Source organism: Streptomyces sp. NPDC023157 (assembly GCF_055560575.1).
Map to the genome: position 1 here is coordinate 966,528 of NZ_JBVHIL010000002.1, position 16,182 is coordinate 982,709.

Below are 16,182 nucleotides of genomic sequence, written 5' to 3' on the forward strand. Positions count from 1 at the left end.
GCGGTCACGTGGGCGACCTCCTGGGCTTCGTGCTGAGCGGTCTGGTCTCCGGGGCGCTGTACGCGCTGCTCGCGACCGGGCTCGTGCTCTCCTCCGCCGCCTCCGGTCTGTTCAACTTCGCGCACGGCGCGACGGCGTACCTGTGCGCGCTCGCCTTCTACGAGCTCCACTCCGGCTTCGGCTGGCCCGCCGTGCCGACCGCCCTGCTGCTCGTCCTCGGCGTGGCGCCCGGTCTCGGCTGGGCGCTGGACCGGCTGATGTTCCGGAAGCTGGCCCGGGTCGGCGAGACCGCGCAGATCACGGCGACGATCGGGCTGCTGGTCGCGCTCCCGGCGGCCGGGCTGTGGGCGGTGGAGCTCCTGGAACGGGCCGGGGCCCCCGTCCGGCCCGCCGAGAACCAGTTCGGTCTGCCGGGTGTCGGGCCGAGCCCGGCGGTTTCCTGGCAGCCGTTCGCGGGCCTCGGCGTCGACGGGGTCGGCGTCGACTCCGACCAGCTGATCACCTGGGTGGTGACGGCGGCGGTGGCGGCCGGCCTGTGGGTGCTGCTGCGGCACACCCGGCTCGGGCTGCGGCTGCGGGCCGCCGTCGACAACCGCTCCCTCGCGGAACTGCGCGGCGTGGACGCCGACCGGCTCTCGTCCGTCGCCTGGATGCTGTCGTCCGGGCTCGCCGGTCTCGCCGGGGTGCTCGCCACGCCGCTGCTCGGGCTCTCCGCGCACGACTACACCCTCTTCCTCTTCGTGTCGGCGACCGCGGCGGTCCTCGGCCGCTTCGCCTCCGTGCCGCTCGCGTTCGCGGGCGGGCTCGCGCTGGGCGTGGTGCAGAACCTGGTCGCCGGGTACGCGAGTTTCGCCGAGGGCCTGACCGGCTTCCGCACGGCGGTGCCGTTCCTCATCCTGTTCGCCGGCCTGGTGGTGCTGGCCAGGCGGGAGCGGGCCGCGGGCACCGCCGCCGCCGACCCGCCGCCCGACGACCGGCTCGCGGGCCTGGGGCCGCTACGCCGCTGGGGGCCGTGGGCGCTGGCCGGGGCGCTGCTCTGCGGGGCCTTCTACACCGTCACCACCCCGTTCTGGAGCGGCATCCTCGCGCAGGGCCTCGCCATCGGGCTGGTCTTCCTCTCCTTCGCGGTGGTGACCGGGCTCGGCGCGATGGTGTCACTGGCCCAGGCCACGTTCGTGACCAGCGCGGCGCTCGTGGCCGGGCTGCTGATGAGCCGCGGCTGGCCGTTCGCGGCGGCGGCGCTCGCGGGCACGGCGGTGGCCGCGCTGCTCGGCGCGGTCGTGGCGCTGCCCGCACTGCGCCTCGGCGGGCGTTCGCTGGCGCTGGCGACGCTGGCCCTGGCCTTCCTGGCCGACCAGGTCCTCTTCCAGTTCGGGTGGCTGCGCAACGGCGACACCGGCTGGGAGATCCCCCGCCCGGTCCTCGGGCCGCTCGACCTGTCCGACGACCGCGCGATGGGCGTCGTCCTCGTCCTGCTGAGCGCGGCGGGCGTGGCCGGGCTGACCCGGCTGCGGAACTCCCGGCGGGGCCGGGCGATGCTCGCGGTCCGCTCGGCGCCCGCCGCCGCGGCGGCCTCCGGGGTGTCGGTGGTGCGCACCAAGCTGCTGGTGTTCACGGTGTCGGCGGCCCTCGCCGGTTTCGGCGGGGTGCTCTACGCCTCGTACAACACGCGTGTCACGGCGACCGACTTCCCGGCGATGACGGGCCTGATATGGCTCGCGGTGGTGGTCGCGGCGGGCGTGCGGCGCCCGCAGTACGCGGTGCTCGCGGGCCTGGTCTTCGCGGTGGCCCCGCAGCTGCTCGCCCAATACGTGACCGACTCCGCCCATCTGCCCGTCGTCCTGTTCGGCCTCGCCGGCCTGGCCCTCGCCAACGACCCCGACGGCTACGCGGCGGCCGTCCCCGCCCGCTGGGCGGCCCGCCGGGCGAAGGCCGCCGCGCGCACCGAGGCCGGAGCCGGGCACGGCACGGTCGCGCCGCCCCGGCCCGCGGCCCTGGAGCTCACCTCCGTACGGGCCGGGTACGGCGGCGGAGCGGACGTGCTGCACGGCGTCGACCTGCTCGTACGGCCCGGGGAGATCGTCGCCGTCCTCGGCGCCAACGGCGCCGGGAAGTCCACCCTGTGCCGGGTCGCCGGCGGGCTCCTCGCGGCCCGGAACGGCGCCGTACGGGTCGACGGGGCCGAGGCGCGCGGCGACACGGCGGTCGCGCGGGCCCGGCGCGGGGTGCGGCTCGCTCCCGAGGGGCGGGGCATCTTCGCGGGCCTCTCCATCGAGGAGAACCTGGCGCTCCAACTCCCCGACGCCGGGGACCGGGAGGCCGTCTACGCCCGCTTCCCCGCGCTCGCCGCCCGCCGCACCGTGGCCGCCGGCTCGCTCTCCGGCGGCGAGCAGCAACTCCTCGCCCTCGCCCCGCTGCTCCAGCGCCCGCCCGCCGTCCTCGTCGCCGACGAGCCGTCCCTCGGCCTCGCGCCCCGGGTCGTCGACGAGGTGTTCCGGCTGCTCGCCGAGCTCAGGGCGCGGGGCACCGCGCTCCTCCTGGTCGAGGAGAAGGCCGCCGAGGCGCTGGGGCTCGCGGACACCGTGGCCTACCTGGCCGAGGGCCGGATCGTGTGGTGCGGGCCGCGCGCCGAGGCCGACGCCGACCGACTGGCCGACGCCTACCTGGGAATGGGGGTCCGCACATGAGCGACGGGACGCTGCTCGACGCCCGGGGCATCGGGGTCCGCTTCGGCGGGGTCCGCGCCCTCGACGACGTCGACATCTCCGTACGGTCCGGTGAGGTCTGCGGCCTCATCGGGCCCAACGGCGCCGGGAAGACCACCCTCTTCGACGTGCTGTCCGGGATCCGGCGCCCGGACCGCGGCCGGGTCCTCCTGGACGGTACGGACGTCTCGCGCCGCTCCCCCGTGTGGCTGGCCCGGCACGGGGTACGGCGCACCTTCCAGCGCCAGCAGCTGTTCGGGCAGCTGACGGTGACGGACAACCTGGTCGTCGCCCAGGAGTGGCGCCGGGGCCCGCTCGCGGCCCGCCGGGCCCGCGCCGCCCAGGTGCTGCGCTCCTGCGGGCTCGACGCGCTCGCCGGCACGTACGCGGGCGCGCTGCCCGTCGGGCAGGCCCGGATGGTGGAGCTGGCCCGGGCGCTCGCCGACCCACCACGGCTGCTCCTGCTCGACGAGCCGGCCTCCGGCATGTCGGCCGAGGAACGCGGACAACTCGCCGCCGTGGTGCGGTACATGGCGGACGAGGAGGGCTGCGCGGTGCTGCTCGTCGAGCACCATGTCTCCTTCGTGATGGAGCTGTGCGCCCGGGTCGTGGTGCTCGACCTGGGCCGGGTCCTGGCCGAGGGACCGGCGGAACGGGTACGGGCCGACCCGAGGGTGCGGGCGGCGTATCTGGGGACGGGGGAAGGGGCGGAGACCCCCGGACCGGCGACGACTCCCGGACCGGCGACGGCTCCCGGGCCGCGCGCGGCGTCCGGCCCGGCGGGTGTCCCGCACCCGCCGGATTCCCACCCGGCGGATTCCTCCCACCCGGTCGATTCCTCCCGCCCGGCCGGGTCGCCCGGCACGGCGGAATGAGATCGGCGCGCTGATCGTTGAAGCTGACACCTGCATTGCAATGGACGACGAACGTAAGGATCGACCGCTCGTGAGCACGGACAGCAAGGTCCCCTTCCTCACCCTCAACAACGGCGTGCGGATGCCGCAGCTCGGCTTCGGCGTCTGGCAGGTGCCGGACGCGGAGGCCGAGCAGGCCGTCGGCACGGCCCTGGAGGCGGGCTACCGCTCCATCGACACCGCCGCGATCTACGGCAACGAGACCGGCACCGGCAAGGCCGTCGCCGCCTCGGGCCTCCCCCGCGAGGAGCTCTTCGTCACCACGAAGCTGTGGAACAGCGACCAGGGCTACGAGTCGACCCTGCGCGCCTTCGACGACTCCCTCGGCAAGCTGGGCCTGGAGTACGTCGACCTGTACCTGATCCACTGGCCCGTGCCGAACAAGGACGCGTACGTCGACACGTACCGCGCCTTCGAGAAGATCCTGGCCGACGGGCGCGCCCGGGCCATCGGCGTGTCGAACTTCCTGCCCGAGCACCTGGAGCGCCTGATCGGCGAGACCTCGGTGGTGCCGGCGGTCAACCAGATCGAGCTGCACCCGCAGCTCCAGCAGGCCGCCTCCCGCGCCGCGCACGCGCGGCACGGCATCGCGACCGAGGCGTGGTCGCCGCTGGGCCAGGGCCGGGGGCTGCTCGACGTCCCCGCGATCGTGGCGATCGCCCGCAAGCACGCCCGCACCCCGGCCCAGGTGGTGCTGCGCTGGCACGTCCAGCTCGGCAACCTGGTCATCCCCAAGTCGGTGACCCCGTCCCGCATCCGCGAGAACATCGCCGTGTTCGACTTCGAGCTGGACGCCGAGGACCTCGCGGGCCTCGCCGCCCTCGACGAGGGCCGCCGTCTCGGCCCCGACCCGGCCGAGTTCCACGTCGGAGCCTGATCCGTGCGGGTCGCGGAGGGGGTCTACCGGGTACGGAACGTGGCCAGCGGGCTCCTTCTGGAGGTGTACGAGGGGTCCACGCGCAGCGGGGCCCCGGTGCGGCAGGCCGTGGACCGGGGCACCCCGGGCCAGCACTGGCACATAGCGCCGGTCCCGAACGGCGGCGGCCTCTACCACCTGGTGAACGTCGCGGGCGGCAAGCGCCTCGACGTGAAGGGCGCCTCGACCGAGAACGGCGCCGCGATCCAGCAGTGGAAGCCGAACAACTTCGGCGCCCAGGAATGGACCATCGAGGAGGACCTCCAGTCGCCCGGCACGGTCGCGCTGGTCAGCTTCGTCAGCGGCCTGCTCCTGGAGGTGGCGGACGGCTCGCCGGAGGACGGCGCCGACGTGCGCCAGTGGGAGGACACCGACTCCCCGGCGCAGTGGTGGCGCCTGGAGCCGGTGTCCTGAGGCGGTGTCCTGAAACGGTGTCCTGAGCCGGTGTCCTGAGTTGGGGCAGGTGAGCCCCGGCCTCAGCCGTCCTTGCGCGCCGTGTGGACCGTACGGGCGGTGAGCAGGAACAGGTCGGGGCGGCGGTGCAGGGACAGCGGGTCGGCCGGGTCGAGCAGCCGGTCGAGGGCGGCGCGGTCGTCGGCGGCGAGGCTCTCGACCAGGCCGCCGCGCTGCCGCTCGTAGTGGGCGACGATCTGTCCCCGTACCTCCGCCGGCAGCGGCGCCGGTACGTCGGACAGGAAGCTGCGGGTGCCGCTCGGGGTGAGCCCGGCGCCGGTGAGCAGCCCGTTCCAGTCGTCGATCTCCTCCTTGGCGTCGGGCAGCGAGGCCCGCATCTCGCCGAACCAGTCGGCGGCGGCCGCGTCGATCCGGGCCTCCAGGCCCGGGCGTCCGACGCCGGCGTTCCACGGCAGGTGCCGGGCCGGCAGCCCGCCCTCGGCGAGGGCGATGATCCCGCCGGGGTTGAGCACCTTGGCGAAGGAGGTGAGCGCGGCCTGCTGGTCGCCAATGTGGTGCAGGGAGTGGCTGGCCCAGATCAGGTCGGCGGTACCCAGGGCGTCGAAGTCCCCGGGGAGTTCGGCGCGCAGGGTGGTGACCCGGTCGCCGAGCCCGCGGGCCTCGGCGCGCTCCTTGGCGAGAGCGAGGAGTTCGGGAGTCGCGTCGACGGCGACGACCTCCGCCTCCGGGAAGGCCTCGGCGAGCAGGGCGGTGACGACGCCGGGCCCGCTGCCGAAGTCCAGGACCCTGCGGACCCGCGAGGCGGGGACGAGGGCGGCCAGCCAGGCGGCGGCCTCCGTGTAGAGGGGGCTCGCGGTCTCGGCCTGGACGGTGAGGAGCGGCGCGAGCTCGGCCCAGTCGAGGTGGGTGTGGTCGTGGTGGCCGTGGCCGTGCCCCTTGCCATGACCGTGGCCGTGACCGTCGCCCTTGCCGTGGCCGTGCCCGTCGCCGTGGCCCTTGCCGTGGCCGTGGCGGTGTCCGTCGTGGAGGTCGTTTTCGCTCATGCGGACAGCGTGCGCCGCTTCTGCCGGAAGCGCGAGGAAACTTGCCGTTCCGGCAAGGATCCGGGCGCCGGTTTCCGGCGCCCGGGTCAGCTCCGCCCGCCGCGGTGCTCCTGCGGGCTCACCCCGCGGACCCGCTTGAAGGCGGCGCTCAGCGCGAACGCGCTGCTGTAGCCGACCTGGCGGGCGACGGACTCGACGGTGGCGTCGGTCTGCCGCAGCAGGTCCGCGGCGCGCGCGATGCGCCAGCCGGTGAGGTACGCCATCGGGGGCTCCCCCACCAGTTCGGCGAAGCGCCGGGCGAGCGCGGCCCGGGACACGCCCGCCTTCTCGGCCAGCGAGGCGACGGTCCACGGGTGGGCCGGGTCGTTCTGCAGCAACCGCAGCGCGCGCCCCACCACGGGGTCGCCCATCGCCCGGTACCAGGCGGGCGCCTCGGCTCCGGGCCGGGAGAACCAGGCGCGGACGGCGGCGATCAGGAGCAGGTCGAGCACCCGGTCGAGGACGACGCTCTGGCCGGGCTCGTCGCGGGAGATCTCGTCCTCCAGGAACGGCATGAGCGGGCAGTCCCACACCTCGGCCGGCAGGTGGAGCAGCCCCGGCAGCGCGTCCATGAGCCGACGGCTGACCTCGCCGGCCAGCAGGTAGGTGCCGACGAGGACGCTGGTGCCGCCGTCGGGGGCGTTGCCCCAGGTCCGTACGCCAAGGTTCATCGCCTCGGCGAGCGGCTCGCCGCGCAAGGTGGTGCACCGGCCGCCGGGCCCGATGACGGCGGACGGCGGCGCGTCGGGGGCGTGGGCGACGGTGTACGGCACGGGGCCGCGGGCGATGGCGATGTCACCGGGGCGCAGCAGGACGGGCGCGCCGCCCTCGGGCACGATCCAGGCCTCGCCGTTGGTGACGCACATCAGGCAGAGCGGGGCCCGGTCGTCGATCCGTACGGACCAGGGCGGGTCCATGACCATGCGGAGGATGAAGGCGCCTTGGGCCCTCGGCCCGTCGAGCAGGCCGGCGAGTGCGTCCATGGCGGCAAGCGTAGACGGACGCGTATGCGGGTGAGCCGGTGGAGCATGGGAACGCGGTGGCCGGGCCGCGAAGGTGGAGCCATGACGAACACGACGAAGAACACGACCGGCACGACGGACACCACGAACGGCGCGAACGGCGCGAACGGCACGGACGGCACCACGGCGTCGACGGTCCTCGTGACCGCCGCGACCGGGAAGACCGGCCGCCGGGTGGCGCAGGGACTGACGGAGCACGGCGCGCGGGTGCGGGCGGGATCGCGGGCGGGCACCACCCGGTTCGACTGGGAGGACACGGCCACCTGGGGCCCGGCCCTGGACGGCGCGGACGCCGCGTACGTCAACTACTACCCCGATCTCGCCGCGCCCGGCGCGGTGGAGGCGCTGCGGGCCTTCGGCGAGCTGGCGGTCGCGCACGGGCTGCGGCGGGTGACGCTGCTGTCCGGGCGGGGCGAGCCGGAAGCGGTGGCGGCGGAGGAGGCGCTGCGCGCGACGGGGGTCGAACTGACCGTGGTCCGGGCCTCGTTCTTCGCGCAGAACTTCGACGAGGGGCTGCTCGCGGAGGGCGTCGCGGCCGGCACGATCGCGTTCCCGGCGGGCGACACGGCCGAGCCGTTCATCGACGCGGACGACCTCGCGGACGTCATCGTGGCGACGCTGGTCCAGGACGGGCACGCGGGCCTGGTGCACGAGGTGACGGGCCCGCGGCTGCTGACCTTCGCCGAGGTGGCCGCGGAGGTGTCCCGCGCGGCCGGGCACGAGGTCGTGTACGTGCCGCTGAGCGAGCCCGAATTCGCGGGCATGCTCGGCGAGTTCGGGCTTCCGGAGCCGGAGGCGGCCTGGCTGGCGGGCCTGTTCGCGATGCTGCTCGACGGGCACAACGCGTCGGTGACGGACGGGGTGAAGCGGGTCCTGGGCCGGGAGCCTCGGGACTTCTCGGTGTACGCGGAGCGGGCGTTCGGCGCGCAGGCGGGGACGCCGGCGGACGTACGGGCGTGACGCCGAGCGGGGCGGCGCACGCCGGGTGCCCCGGACCCGGGCGCGACGCCGGTCGCGGCCACCGCCGTGCCGCGGTGGCCGCGCCGGGCCGGGCGCCGTCCGGCGGGAGCAACGGACCGCCGGGCCTCTGTACGGCGGCGGAAGCCGCGCCGTCCCGGGGGCCCGGGACGGCCGCCCGCGCCTCACCCGTACCGCGCCGCCAGCGTCCGTACCGTCGTGGCGATCCGCTCGCGGAGGTCCTCGGGGGCGAGGACCTCCACCTCCTCGCCGAGGGCCAGGAGGAAGCCGTGCGCGTGCTCGGGGGACTCCACGGGCAGGGTGGCCCGGGTCCAGCCGTCGGGCTCCGGGGTGCCGTTCTCGACGAGGGCCCGGGCGGCGGCGCCGGTGAGCCGGGCGGCGCCGCGCGGGGAGATCCGGACGAGGGCGTCGCCCTGGTGCAGCCGGGCGTGGAAGTCGGCCTGGCTCGCCCGCCAGTGGGCCGCCAGGTCGAAGCCGTCGGGGAGGCGGGCCTCCTCCTCGGTGACGGTGAGGTCGAGGATCTGGTCGACCCGGTAGGTGCGCGGCCCGGGCCCGGCGACCAGGTACCAGCGGCCGGCCTTCAGGACCAGCCCGTACGGTTCGAGCCTGCGGTCGACCTCGCTCGGCTCCTTCCAGCGCCGGTAGCGGACCGCGAGCACCCGGCCGGTGCGCACGGCCTCGGCGACCTGGGCGAGGAAGGGGACCTCGGTCTCCTCCGCGTACCAGCCGGGCGCGTCGATGTGGAAGCGGGCGCGCAGCCGGTCGACGTGTTCCCGCAGCGGGACGGGGAGCGCGGCGCGCAGTTTGAGCTGGGCGTCCGCGAAGTGCCCGCCGAGGCCGAGTTCGTCGGCGGCGACGGGCAGGCCGGCGAGGACGAGGGCCTCGGCCTCGCGCGCGTACAGGTCGGTGAGGCGGGAGCGGTGTCCGGCGAGCAGCTGGTAGCCGCCACGGTGTCCGGCGTCCCCGTACAGCGGCACACCGGCGGCGTGCAGCGCCTCGACGTCCCGGTAGACGGTCCGGACCGAGACCTCCAACTCCTCGGCGAGCCGGGCGGCGGTCATCGTGCCCCGGGTCTGGAGGAGCAGCAGGATCGACAGGAGTCGGCTGGACTTCACTGACACAAGGTGTCAGTGAAGGGTTCCTACAGTCCAGCCATGGCTTTCGCAGAGAAGAACCTCTTCGTCCTGGAACCGGTCGAGATCGCCGGCCGGCACGTCAAGCGCTACCACGTCACCGCCGACCCGGCCGGCATCGAGCCGGAGGTGGAGAAGGCGGCGTACGCGCTGCTGCCCGAGCTCCTTCCGGAGCCCGACGGCACCCCGGCGGCGGCCTTCGCCGTGCTGCACCGGGGCGGCGACACGGGCGCGTACCTGAACGTGTACAGCTGGGTGTGGGACAACGTGCTCCACTTCGGTGGCGCGGCGGCGGGCCAGCCGGCCCTGGACTGCCCCGACACCGATCCGGCGCACTTCGTCCGCGTCGCCCCGGGCGCGCGGAACTGGATCGGCTGCGTGTGGGAACTGGCGCCGTTCGGCCACGAACGGGACGCCTGGGTGCGGCACATGCTGGCCCCGGACCGCCCCGACCTGGCGGGCTACCTCGCGGACGCGCTGACCTCCGGGACGACGGGGAGGACTTCGCGGCCGGATACCCGACGGGCCGGTTGACGGTGCCGGAGTTCAGCCGCGCCTGACGTCGGGGGCAGGACCCCCGGCGGGCGTCAGAGGCTCGCGTCGTGCTTCACGAACAGGGCCAGCCGGTATTCGGGGTCGGCGCGGGGGCGGTCCTGGTCGGGGAGGGCGGCGAGGGCGGTCGTCAGACGGTCCACGGTCGCGGGGGTGCCGTGGAACCAGGAGGCGTAGTAGCCGCGGCGCAGCTTCTCGGCGGTGCCGCGCGGAGTGGTGCCCTGGCCGTGGCCGGTGAAGGTCGTGCCGGGTGCGGGGACGAAGCCGTGGGCGGCGGCGTGGGCGGTGACGAGGCCGGCCCGGTCGGAGCCGGTGTCGGGGGCGCGGTGCGGGCGCAGCAGGGCGTCGATGTCGCTGCCGACGTCGTGGGCGGCGTCCTTGTCGACGGTGGCGACGAGGACGCCGCCGGGACGCAGCACCCGGGCCGCCTCGGCGACGATCAGCGCGGCGAAGGGCACGAGGTGCAGCAGCCAGATCGCGCTGACCGCGTCGACGGAGGCGTCCGGCAGCGGGAGGTGACGGGCGTCGGCGCGCACGGCGCGGCCCGGGAGGCGCGCGGCGGCGGTGCGCAGCATGGCGTGCGCGGCGTCGGCCCCGTAGACGGCGAGGCCGGGCCGGGCGAGGCGTTCGGTGACGAGGCCGGTGCCGCAGGCGACGTCGACGAGGGTGCGGGTGCCGGGCGGCAGGAGCCGCAGCACGGCGGCCGCGGCTCCTGCCGCCCGGGGCACCCCGCCGCGGGTCTCGTCGTAGCGCGCGGCTTCGGTCTCGTAGTCGAGCATCGTCTCCCCCATGCGGTGATCGTACGGGGGAGGTGACGCGACGGTCAGTTCGCGCCGTGTCCGGGGGCCACGGCCTCGACGCGGTCGGCGAGCGCGAAGTCCTTGTCGGTGACGCCGCCGGCGGTGTGGGTGTTCACGGACAGGACGACGCTGTTGTAACCGAGCGTCAGATCGCTGTGGTGGTCCAGCTCCTGCTGGATCGAGGCGACGTGGACGACGAGGGCGGTCGCGGCGAAGTGGTCGGCGAGCCGGTAGGTGCGGGTGATGCGGTCACCGTCGAGGGACCAGCCGGGGAGCTCCCGCAGGCGGTCCTCGATCTCCTTCTGCGACAGCGGCTGAGTGGGCACGTGCTGCTCCCTCCGGTCGGGTCCTGCCGTGACCGGGTGGTCACCGGGGAGAAGGTACCCGAGTACCCCTCTGGGATACCGTCCGCCCATGACAACTGTCGCGACCGACACGGGTGTGGGTCCGCTGCTGCGCGGCTGGCGCGAGCAGCGGCGGCTGAGCCAGCTGGAGCTGGCGCTGCGGGCGGAGTCGTCCGCGCGGCACATCTCCTTCGTCGAGACGGGCCGCGCGCGGCCGAGCGAGGAGATGGTCCTGCGGCTGGCCGAGCACCTGGAGGTGCCGGTGCGCGAGCGCAACGCACTTCTGCTGGCGGCTGGTTACGCCCCGCGGTACACCGAGTCGCCGCTGGACGCGCCGCTCCTGGAGTCGCTGCGCGACGGCATCGAGCGGCTGCTCCAGGGCTATGAGCCGTATCCGGCGCTGGTCGTGGACGGCTCGTACACGGTGGTGGCGGCCAATCAGGGGATCGGGATGCTGCTGACGGGGCTGCCGGAGCATCTGCTGACCCCGCCGCTGAACGCCATGCGGATCACGCTGCACCCCGAGGGCCTCGCCCCGCGCATCCGTAATCTGCGCGAGTGGCGCGGGCACCTGCTCGCCCAGATGGAGCGTCAGATCGGGCTCGCCCGTTCGGAGTCGCTGCGGGCGCTGTACGAGGAGGTGGCGGCCTATCCGCTGCCGGAGGGGGCCGGGGATCCGGCGGACCGGGAGGCCCCGGAGCCGTACCCCTACTTCGCGCTGCCGCTGCGGATCGAGCACGACGGGCGGGTGCTGTCGTTCGTGTCGTCGATCTCGACGTTCAACACGCCGCTGGACGTGACCGTCGCCGAGCTGGCCATCGAGACCTTCCTGCCGGCCGACCCGGAGACGGTCGCGTACCTCCAGTCGCTCAAGGGGTAGCGGTCGCCCGCAGCGCGCCCCACTGGAGGGCGGCGAAACCGGCCACGGTGCACGCCTGGAGCAGGGTCCAGACGGCGCCCGCGGTGCTGGGCTCCAGCCAGGCGACGAGCGCGAGGACGCTGAGCGCCGCCCACAGCAGGTTGGCGTCGACGACGGCCTTGACGGCGAGGACGGGCGGCTGCGGCCGGCTCGCCAGCCAGGCCACCCCGGCCGCGAAGACGGTGAGGAAGACGCCGAGTCCGAGCAGCAGCCCCCGGCTCACTCCGAGGAACTCGCCCAGGGGCCCGGAGGCGGCGAGGTAGGCGAGCCCGTTGCCGCCGGTGACGACGGCGTCGAGGGCGAGGAACCGGCGCACCATGGACCGCGGCTGAGTGGTGCGGGAGATTCCGGCGAGCAGGGCCTGGGACATGGTGGATCACCCTCCTGAAAGGCTGTTTCTACGGGATCGGGGCCGGTGCCCGGGCGGAGTGCGCCGCCCGGGACCCGGTGCTCACGAGCATGCCGGGGCGGGCGACGGGGGTCGATTACTCCGGAGGTAAGGGCGGTGCGTGGTCGGGGGGTTGCCGGGGCGTTGTAGGGTGCGCGCCTGGATGGCCGGAAGTGTGTGCTGCGCAAGGGGGATGCGGTGGCTGGCAGGGAACGGGCGCGGATGGTCGCGGCCGGGGGCGATCACAAGGTGACGCCCGCCGAACTCTTCTTCGACCTGGTCTTCGTCTACGCGATCACCCAGGTGACCGCGTTGATGGCGGCCCACCCGACCCCGGTGCGGGTGGTCGGCGCGATGACGGTGCTGGCGCTGCTGTGGTGGTGCTGGTGCTGCTTCGCCTGGCTGGGCAATGTCGTACGGGCGGACTCCGGCGCCCTGTTCGCGGTGCTCGTCACCGTGATGACCGTGGTGTTCGTGGTGTCGCTCGCGGTCCCGGAGGTGTTCGCGGACGCGCCGGGCGGGCTGCCCGCGCCCGTGGTGTTCGTGGTCTGCTACGGCCTGGTGCGAGTGCTGCACCTCGTCTCGTACTGGGTGTCCAGCCCGGGCGACACGGCCCTGCGGGCCACCCTGCGGCGCACGGCCCTGCTGTCGGTGGCGCCGCCGTTCGTGCTGCTGCTCATGGGCTGCGCGTACGACGGGACGCCGCGGCTGCTGCTGTGGCTGGGCGCGGTGGTCGTGGACTACGGCGGCATCTACGTCACCGGCGCGTCCGGCTGGCGGATCGTCTCCCCCGGGCACTTCTCCGAGCGGCACGGGCTCATCGTGATCATCGCGCTCGGCGAGTCCATCGTGGCGATGGGCGTGGGCATGGCCGGTTTCCCGCTGACGGTGGCGGTGATCGGGGCGTGCGCGGCGGGGCTGCTGCTCGCGGCGGCGCTGTGGGCCCTGTACTTCCGGCGCTTCGGGGAGCCCGCGGAGCACCGGCTCGCGGCGCTCGACGGCGACGAGCGCACCCGCTTCGCCCGGGACACGTACACGTTCCTGCACCTGCCGCTGGTCGCGGGCGTCGTGCTGACCGCGCTCGGCATGAAGAAGGTGCTCACCCAGGTCGCCGACACCGGCCACTACGGCCTCGCCGAGCCCCTGCACGGCACGGTGGCCTGGTCCCTGACGGGCGGCGTCGGGGTCTTCCTGCTCGGCGCGGCGGCGATCGTCCTGCGCTGCTCGGGCCGCCGCCCGACCGCCCTCCTCGTGGGCGGCGTGTGCTGCCTGGCGGCGGGCCCGCTGGTGGCCCTGGTCCCGGCACTGCTCGCACTGGCGCTGCTGGCGGCGGTGGTGACGGCCCTGGTGGTGGCACACGGCCACCGGGCGCGGGCGGCGGGCGGCGCCGCCGGGTAGCGGGCGGTGGGTGGCGCCTCCGGGTAGCAGGCGGGCGGTGGCACCCTCGGATAGCGGGCGGAGGGCGGCGCCTTCGGGTAGCGGGCGGTCGGTGCGCGACGAGGACGCGCTGATGTGGCGGCTGGCGCGGGTGCGGCGGGGCGACCCGGTGCACGAGGTGGAGGAGTACGTGCTGGGCACGGTGTGCGCGGCGGTGCCGGTCACGGTCGGCGGGGTGGTGGCGTCGGTGGGGTTCTCGCTGCCCCTGGCCGGACTCGACCGGCTGCGGCCCACCGCGGTCCGGCTCCGGGACCGCCTGGAGCGGGCGCTGGTCACGCAGGCGTTCACGCTCCTGCCGTGAGCGGGCCCGCGTGGCCGACCCGCCGGGGCGGGTCCCGGGCCTGACCGGGCGGGGGGTCAGTCCGCCGTGGGTTCCGGTGCGGGGGCCGACCCGGGGGCGGCCCGGAGCGGGCGCCGTTCGGATTCGCGTTCCGGTGCGACGGGGTGGTCGGCGCGTTCCTGACGGGCCGCCTCGGCGCGCAGCAGCGCGTTGAGCACGGCGAAGGGGTCCACGGGCATGACGAAGCTCCTTGCGGTGGGGTGAGGGGGTGCTGGGGAGGCCTGGCCTCTCAGCACCGCATCACCGCCGACCGGCGCGCGTCGTCGCACGGGGGCGGTACGGGCGCCTGCGGGGGAGCGGGAGTGGCGGCGGGCGCGGGTGTGCGCACGCCGCGGGGCGGCGCCGGGCGGCGCGCTCCGCGTACGGGGGTGGTCGCGTCGGTCTCGGCGAGGTCGTGTACCTCGGGCACGGGGTCGGCCGCCGCACCGACGGTGCGCGGTTCCGCGCCGGACGTCCCGGCGAGGGCTCCCCCGGTGCCGAGCAGCGCGGCGAGCACGAGCAGCACCACGACGGCGAGCCGCCGGGCCCGCACGGCGGGGACGCCGGGGCGCGCGGGGAGGGACCTCATGGAGATCCGTCCTGCCCCGTAGGGGCGGCCCCGATCCGCCCGGGGCGCCACAACCGCCCGGGCGGCCTACGCGCAGGGCCCGGAATTCACCGCACCGGCGGGCGCGTGCGCCGGAGCGCGGGGGCGCACATGCCCGCAGCACGTCGGCTCGCCCGGCGGTCAGCCCTCGGCGCGCCCGACCGTCGTCGCACCCGTCCCGCCCGCCGCGGTCACGCTCGCCACCTTCGCGCCCGGCCCGCCCCCCGCCGTCGCGCGCGTCCTGCGCGCCGCCATCGCCGCGTACACGAGGACGCCGGCGAAGAGGAAGAGGACGCCCTGGTAGACCGCCGCGTAGCCGGAGCCCGCGACGAGCCAGAGGGAGAAGCCGAAGGCGGCGACGGCGAGGACGGCGTCGCGGGTGAGGCGGGCCGGCGAGACCTTCTCGCCCTGTCCGGAGAGCAGGAAGTAGACCTGGGCGGCCGTGGAGAGCAGGTAGGGGACGGTGGCGGTGAAGGTGGTGACGAGCACCAGCATCTCGAACACGCCCTGGGTGCCGGCCGTGTAGTTGTAGACGGTCAGCAGCGAGGCGAGGACGACGGTCACGAGGACGCCGACGGTGGGGACGCCGCGCCGCTTGACGGTGAAGGCCTTCGGGAAGAGGCCGTCGCGGGCGGCGGCGTACGGCGCCTGGGCGCTGAGCAGGGTCCAGCCGTTGAGCGCGCCGACCATCGAGACGAGGGCCATGCAGGCGACGGCGGCGCCGCCCCAGGAGCCGCCGAACATGACGTCGACGGCGTCGGAGAAGGGCGCGGCGGAGGTGATCAGCTTGTCGTGGGCGACGGTGCCGAAGACGGCGAGGGTGCCGAGCAGGTAGAGCGCGGCGGCGGCGAGGGTGCCGAGGACGGTGGCGCGGCCGACGTTGCGGCGCGGGTCGCGGACCTCGCCGGCGCTGACGGCGGCGGACTCGACGCCGAGGTAGCTGAAGAGCAGGATCGCGGCGGAGGCGGAGATCGCGCCGAGCGCGCTGGTGTCGCCGGTCCGGAAGGGGCCGAGGTTGGCGCTGTCGAAGAAGAACAGTCCGCCGACGGCGACCAGGAGCAGCGGGACGAACTTGAGCACGGTGGCGACGAGCTGGACGGCGCCGACGTACCGGGTGCCGGCCAGGTTGGCGAGCGCGGGCAGCCACTGGATGAGCAGGGCGGCGCCGATGGTGGCGGCCTTGGAGTCGTGGATCGGGACGAGCACGTCGAGGTAGCCGACGGCGGCGACGGCGAGGGCGGCGTTGGAGACCCAGGTGGTGATCCAGTACGACCAGGCGGCGAGGAAGCCGGCGAAGTCGCCGAAGGCGGCGCGGGCGTAGACGTACGGGCCGCCGGTCTGCGGGTGGCGGCGGGCGAGCCGGCCGAAGACCAGCGCGAGGGAGAGCGCGCCGAGGGTGAGGATGCCGAAGGCGACCAGGCTGATGGTGCCGTAGGGGGCGACGGAGGCGGGGAGGAGGAAGATGCCGCCGCCGATGATGTTGCCGACGACGAGGGCGGTGGCGACGGGGAGGCCGAAGCCGCGGGTGTGCTTCCCGGTCGTCTCCCCGTCCGGCCGGTGCTCGGGCTGCGGCTCCTCGTCGGGGGTGCCGCGGTGGGTCTCAAGGGTGGCCGTGCTCATGGGGGGTGGTGCGCCTCTCGTCGTACAAACGC

General features: G+C 75.2%; 18 protein-coding genes. 9 read left to right on the top strand and 9 right to left on the bottom strand.

Annotation, left to right across the window (positions count from 1 at the left end; translation table 11 throughout):
* Nucleotides 1–8: 8 nt before the first annotated feature.
* Genes ACZ3ZE_RS09940 through ACZ3ZE_RS09955 form a run of 4 tightly spaced genes read left to right on the top strand, consistent with a single transcriptional unit; the run spans nt 9 to nt 4,949 of the window.
* Complete coding sequence (locus tag ACZ3ZE_RS09940) at nt 9–2,687, top strand: ABC transporter permease subunit (RefSeq protein ID WP_467258290.1); 2,679 nt, start codon at nt 9–11, stop codon at nt 2,685–2,687.
* Nucleotides 2,684–3,580 (top strand): ABC transporter ATP-binding protein, encoded by an 897-nt coding sequence (locus ACZ3ZE_RS09945; protein WP_467258293.1) that lies wholly within the window; start codon nt 2,684–2,686, stop codon nt 3,578–3,580. The genes ACZ3ZE_RS09940 and ACZ3ZE_RS09945 overlap by 4 nt, the downstream gene beginning before the upstream one ends.
* A gap of 40 nt (nt 3,581–3,620) precedes the next feature.
* Nucleotides 3,621–4,496 (top strand): aldo/keto reductase, encoded by an 876-nt coding sequence (locus ACZ3ZE_RS09950; protein WP_361174538.1) that lies wholly within the window; start codon nt 3,621–3,623, stop codon nt 4,494–4,496.
* Nucleotides 4,497–4,499: 3 nt separating this feature from the next.
* A complete protein-coding gene (locus ACZ3ZE_RS09955; RefSeq protein ID WP_361174541.1) occupies nt 4,500–4,949 on the top strand; it encodes an RICIN domain-containing protein in 450 nt (149 codons plus the stop codon).
* 62 nt (nt 4,950–5,011) lie between these two features.
* On the opposite strand, the gene ACZ3ZE_RS09960 is transcribed toward ACZ3ZE_RS09955, so the two are convergent.
* Both ACZ3ZE_RS09960 and ACZ3ZE_RS09965 read right to left on the bottom strand, forming a co-directional pair.
* Nucleotides 5,012–5,992, bottom strand: a complete 981-nt coding sequence (locus ACZ3ZE_RS09960; protein ID WP_467258295.1) for a class I SAM-dependent methyltransferase — start codon at nt 5,990–5,992, stop codon at nt 5,012–5,014.
* A gap of 86 nt (nt 5,993–6,078) precedes the next feature.
* On the bottom strand, nt 6,079–7,014 hold the full coding sequence (locus ACZ3ZE_RS09965) for an AraC family transcriptional regulator (RefSeq protein ID WP_361174547.1): 936 nt from the start codon (nt 7,012–7,014) through the stop codon (nt 6,079–6,081).
* An 81-nt stretch (nt 7,015–7,095) separates the two neighbouring features.
* Here ACZ3ZE_RS09965 and ACZ3ZE_RS09970 point away from each other — a divergent pair, with 81 nt between their 5' ends.
* Nucleotides 7,096–8,013, top strand: a complete 918-nt coding sequence (locus ACZ3ZE_RS09970; RefSeq protein ID WP_467258298.1) for a Rossmann-fold NAD(P)-binding domain-containing protein — start codon at nt 7,096–7,098, stop codon at nt 8,011–8,013.
* A 182-nt stretch (nt 8,014–8,195) separates the two neighbouring features.
* On the opposite strand, the gene ACZ3ZE_RS09975 is transcribed toward ACZ3ZE_RS09970, so the two are convergent.
* Complete coding sequence (locus tag ACZ3ZE_RS09975; RefSeq protein ID WP_467258300.1) at nt 8,196–9,146, bottom strand: helix-turn-helix transcriptional regulator; 951 nt, start codon at nt 9,144–9,146, stop codon at nt 8,196–8,198.
* 39 nt (nt 9,147–9,185) lie between these two features.
* On the opposite strand from ACZ3ZE_RS09975, the gene ACZ3ZE_RS09980 reads away from it, so the two are divergent.
* Complete coding sequence (locus ACZ3ZE_RS09980; RefSeq protein ID WP_467258303.1) at nt 9,186–9,698, top strand: hypothetical protein; 513 nt, start codon at nt 9,186–9,188, stop codon at nt 9,696–9,698.
* A 53-nt stretch (nt 9,699–9,751) separates the two neighbouring features.
* Here the strand turns inward: ACZ3ZE_RS09980 and ACZ3ZE_RS09985 are convergent, their stop codons facing one another.
* Together ACZ3ZE_RS09985 and ACZ3ZE_RS09990 are read right to left on the bottom strand one after the other, a co-directional pair.
* Nucleotides 9,752–10,495 carry a class I SAM-dependent methyltransferase gene (locus ACZ3ZE_RS09985; protein WP_467258573.1) on the bottom strand — a complete coding sequence of 248 codons (744 nt, stop codon included), beginning with the start codon at nt 10,493–10,495 and terminating at the stop codon, nt 9,752–9,754.
* A 44-nt stretch (nt 10,496–10,539) separates the two neighbouring features.
* Nucleotides 10,540–10,842: a 4a-hydroxytetrahydrobiopterin dehydratase gene (locus ACZ3ZE_RS09990; protein WP_329425848.1), complete on the bottom strand. Its 303-nt coding sequence runs from the start codon at nt 10,840–10,842 to the stop codon at nt 10,540–10,542.
* An 88-nt stretch (nt 10,843–10,930) separates the two neighbouring features.
* Between ACZ3ZE_RS09990 and ACZ3ZE_RS09995 the strand changes: the two genes are divergently transcribed.
* On the top strand, nt 10,931–11,740 hold the full coding sequence (locus ACZ3ZE_RS09995) for a helix-turn-helix domain-containing protein (protein WP_442305278.1): 810 nt from the start codon (nt 10,931–10,933) through the stop codon (nt 11,738–11,740).
* Here ACZ3ZE_RS09995 and ACZ3ZE_RS10000 read toward each other — a convergent pair.
* Nucleotides 11,730–12,149, bottom strand: coding sequence for a hypothetical protein (locus tag ACZ3ZE_RS10000; RefSeq protein ID WP_467258306.1), 420 nt, complete (start codon nt 12,147–12,149; stop codon nt 11,730–11,732). The two genes, ACZ3ZE_RS09995 and ACZ3ZE_RS10000, sit on opposite strands and share 11 nt — an antisense overlap.
* A 216-nt stretch (nt 12,150–12,365) precedes the next feature.
* On the opposite strand from ACZ3ZE_RS10000, the gene ACZ3ZE_RS10005 reads away from it, so the two are divergent.
* Together ACZ3ZE_RS10005 and ACZ3ZE_RS10010 are read left to right on the top strand one after the other, a co-directional pair.
* Nucleotides 12,366–13,565: a low temperature requirement protein A gene (locus tag ACZ3ZE_RS10005; protein WP_361174565.1), complete on the top strand. Its 1,200-nt coding sequence runs from the start codon at nt 12,366–12,368 to the stop codon at nt 13,563–13,565.
* A 91-nt stretch (nt 13,566–13,656) separates the two neighbouring features.
* Complete coding sequence (locus ACZ3ZE_RS10010) at nt 13,657–13,905, top strand: IclR family transcriptional regulator (protein WP_361174568.1); 249 nt, start codon at nt 13,657–13,659, stop codon at nt 13,903–13,905.
* Between the two features lie 56 nt (nt 13,906–13,961).
* Here the strand turns inward: ACZ3ZE_RS10010 and ACZ3ZE_RS10015 are convergent, their stop codons facing one another.
* The 3 genes from ACZ3ZE_RS10015 to ACZ3ZE_RS10025 form a co-directional block, all read right to left on the bottom strand.
* On the bottom strand, nt 13,962–14,123 hold the full coding sequence (locus ACZ3ZE_RS10015; RefSeq protein ID WP_361174571.1) for a hypothetical protein: 162 nt from the start codon (nt 14,121–14,123) through the stop codon (nt 13,962–13,964).
* 50 nt (nt 14,124–14,173) lie between these two features.
* Nucleotides 14,174–14,512, bottom strand: a complete 339-nt coding sequence (locus ACZ3ZE_RS10020) for a hypothetical protein (protein WP_467258308.1) — start codon at nt 14,510–14,512, stop codon at nt 14,174–14,176.
* Nucleotides 14,513–14,671: 159 nt separating this feature from the next.
* Nucleotides 14,672–16,150: an amino acid permease gene (locus ACZ3ZE_RS10025; RefSeq protein WP_467258310.1), complete on the bottom strand. Its 1,479-nt coding sequence runs from the start codon at nt 16,148–16,150 to the stop codon at nt 14,672–14,674.
* Between the last annotated feature and the right edge of the window lie 32 nt (nt 16,151–16,182).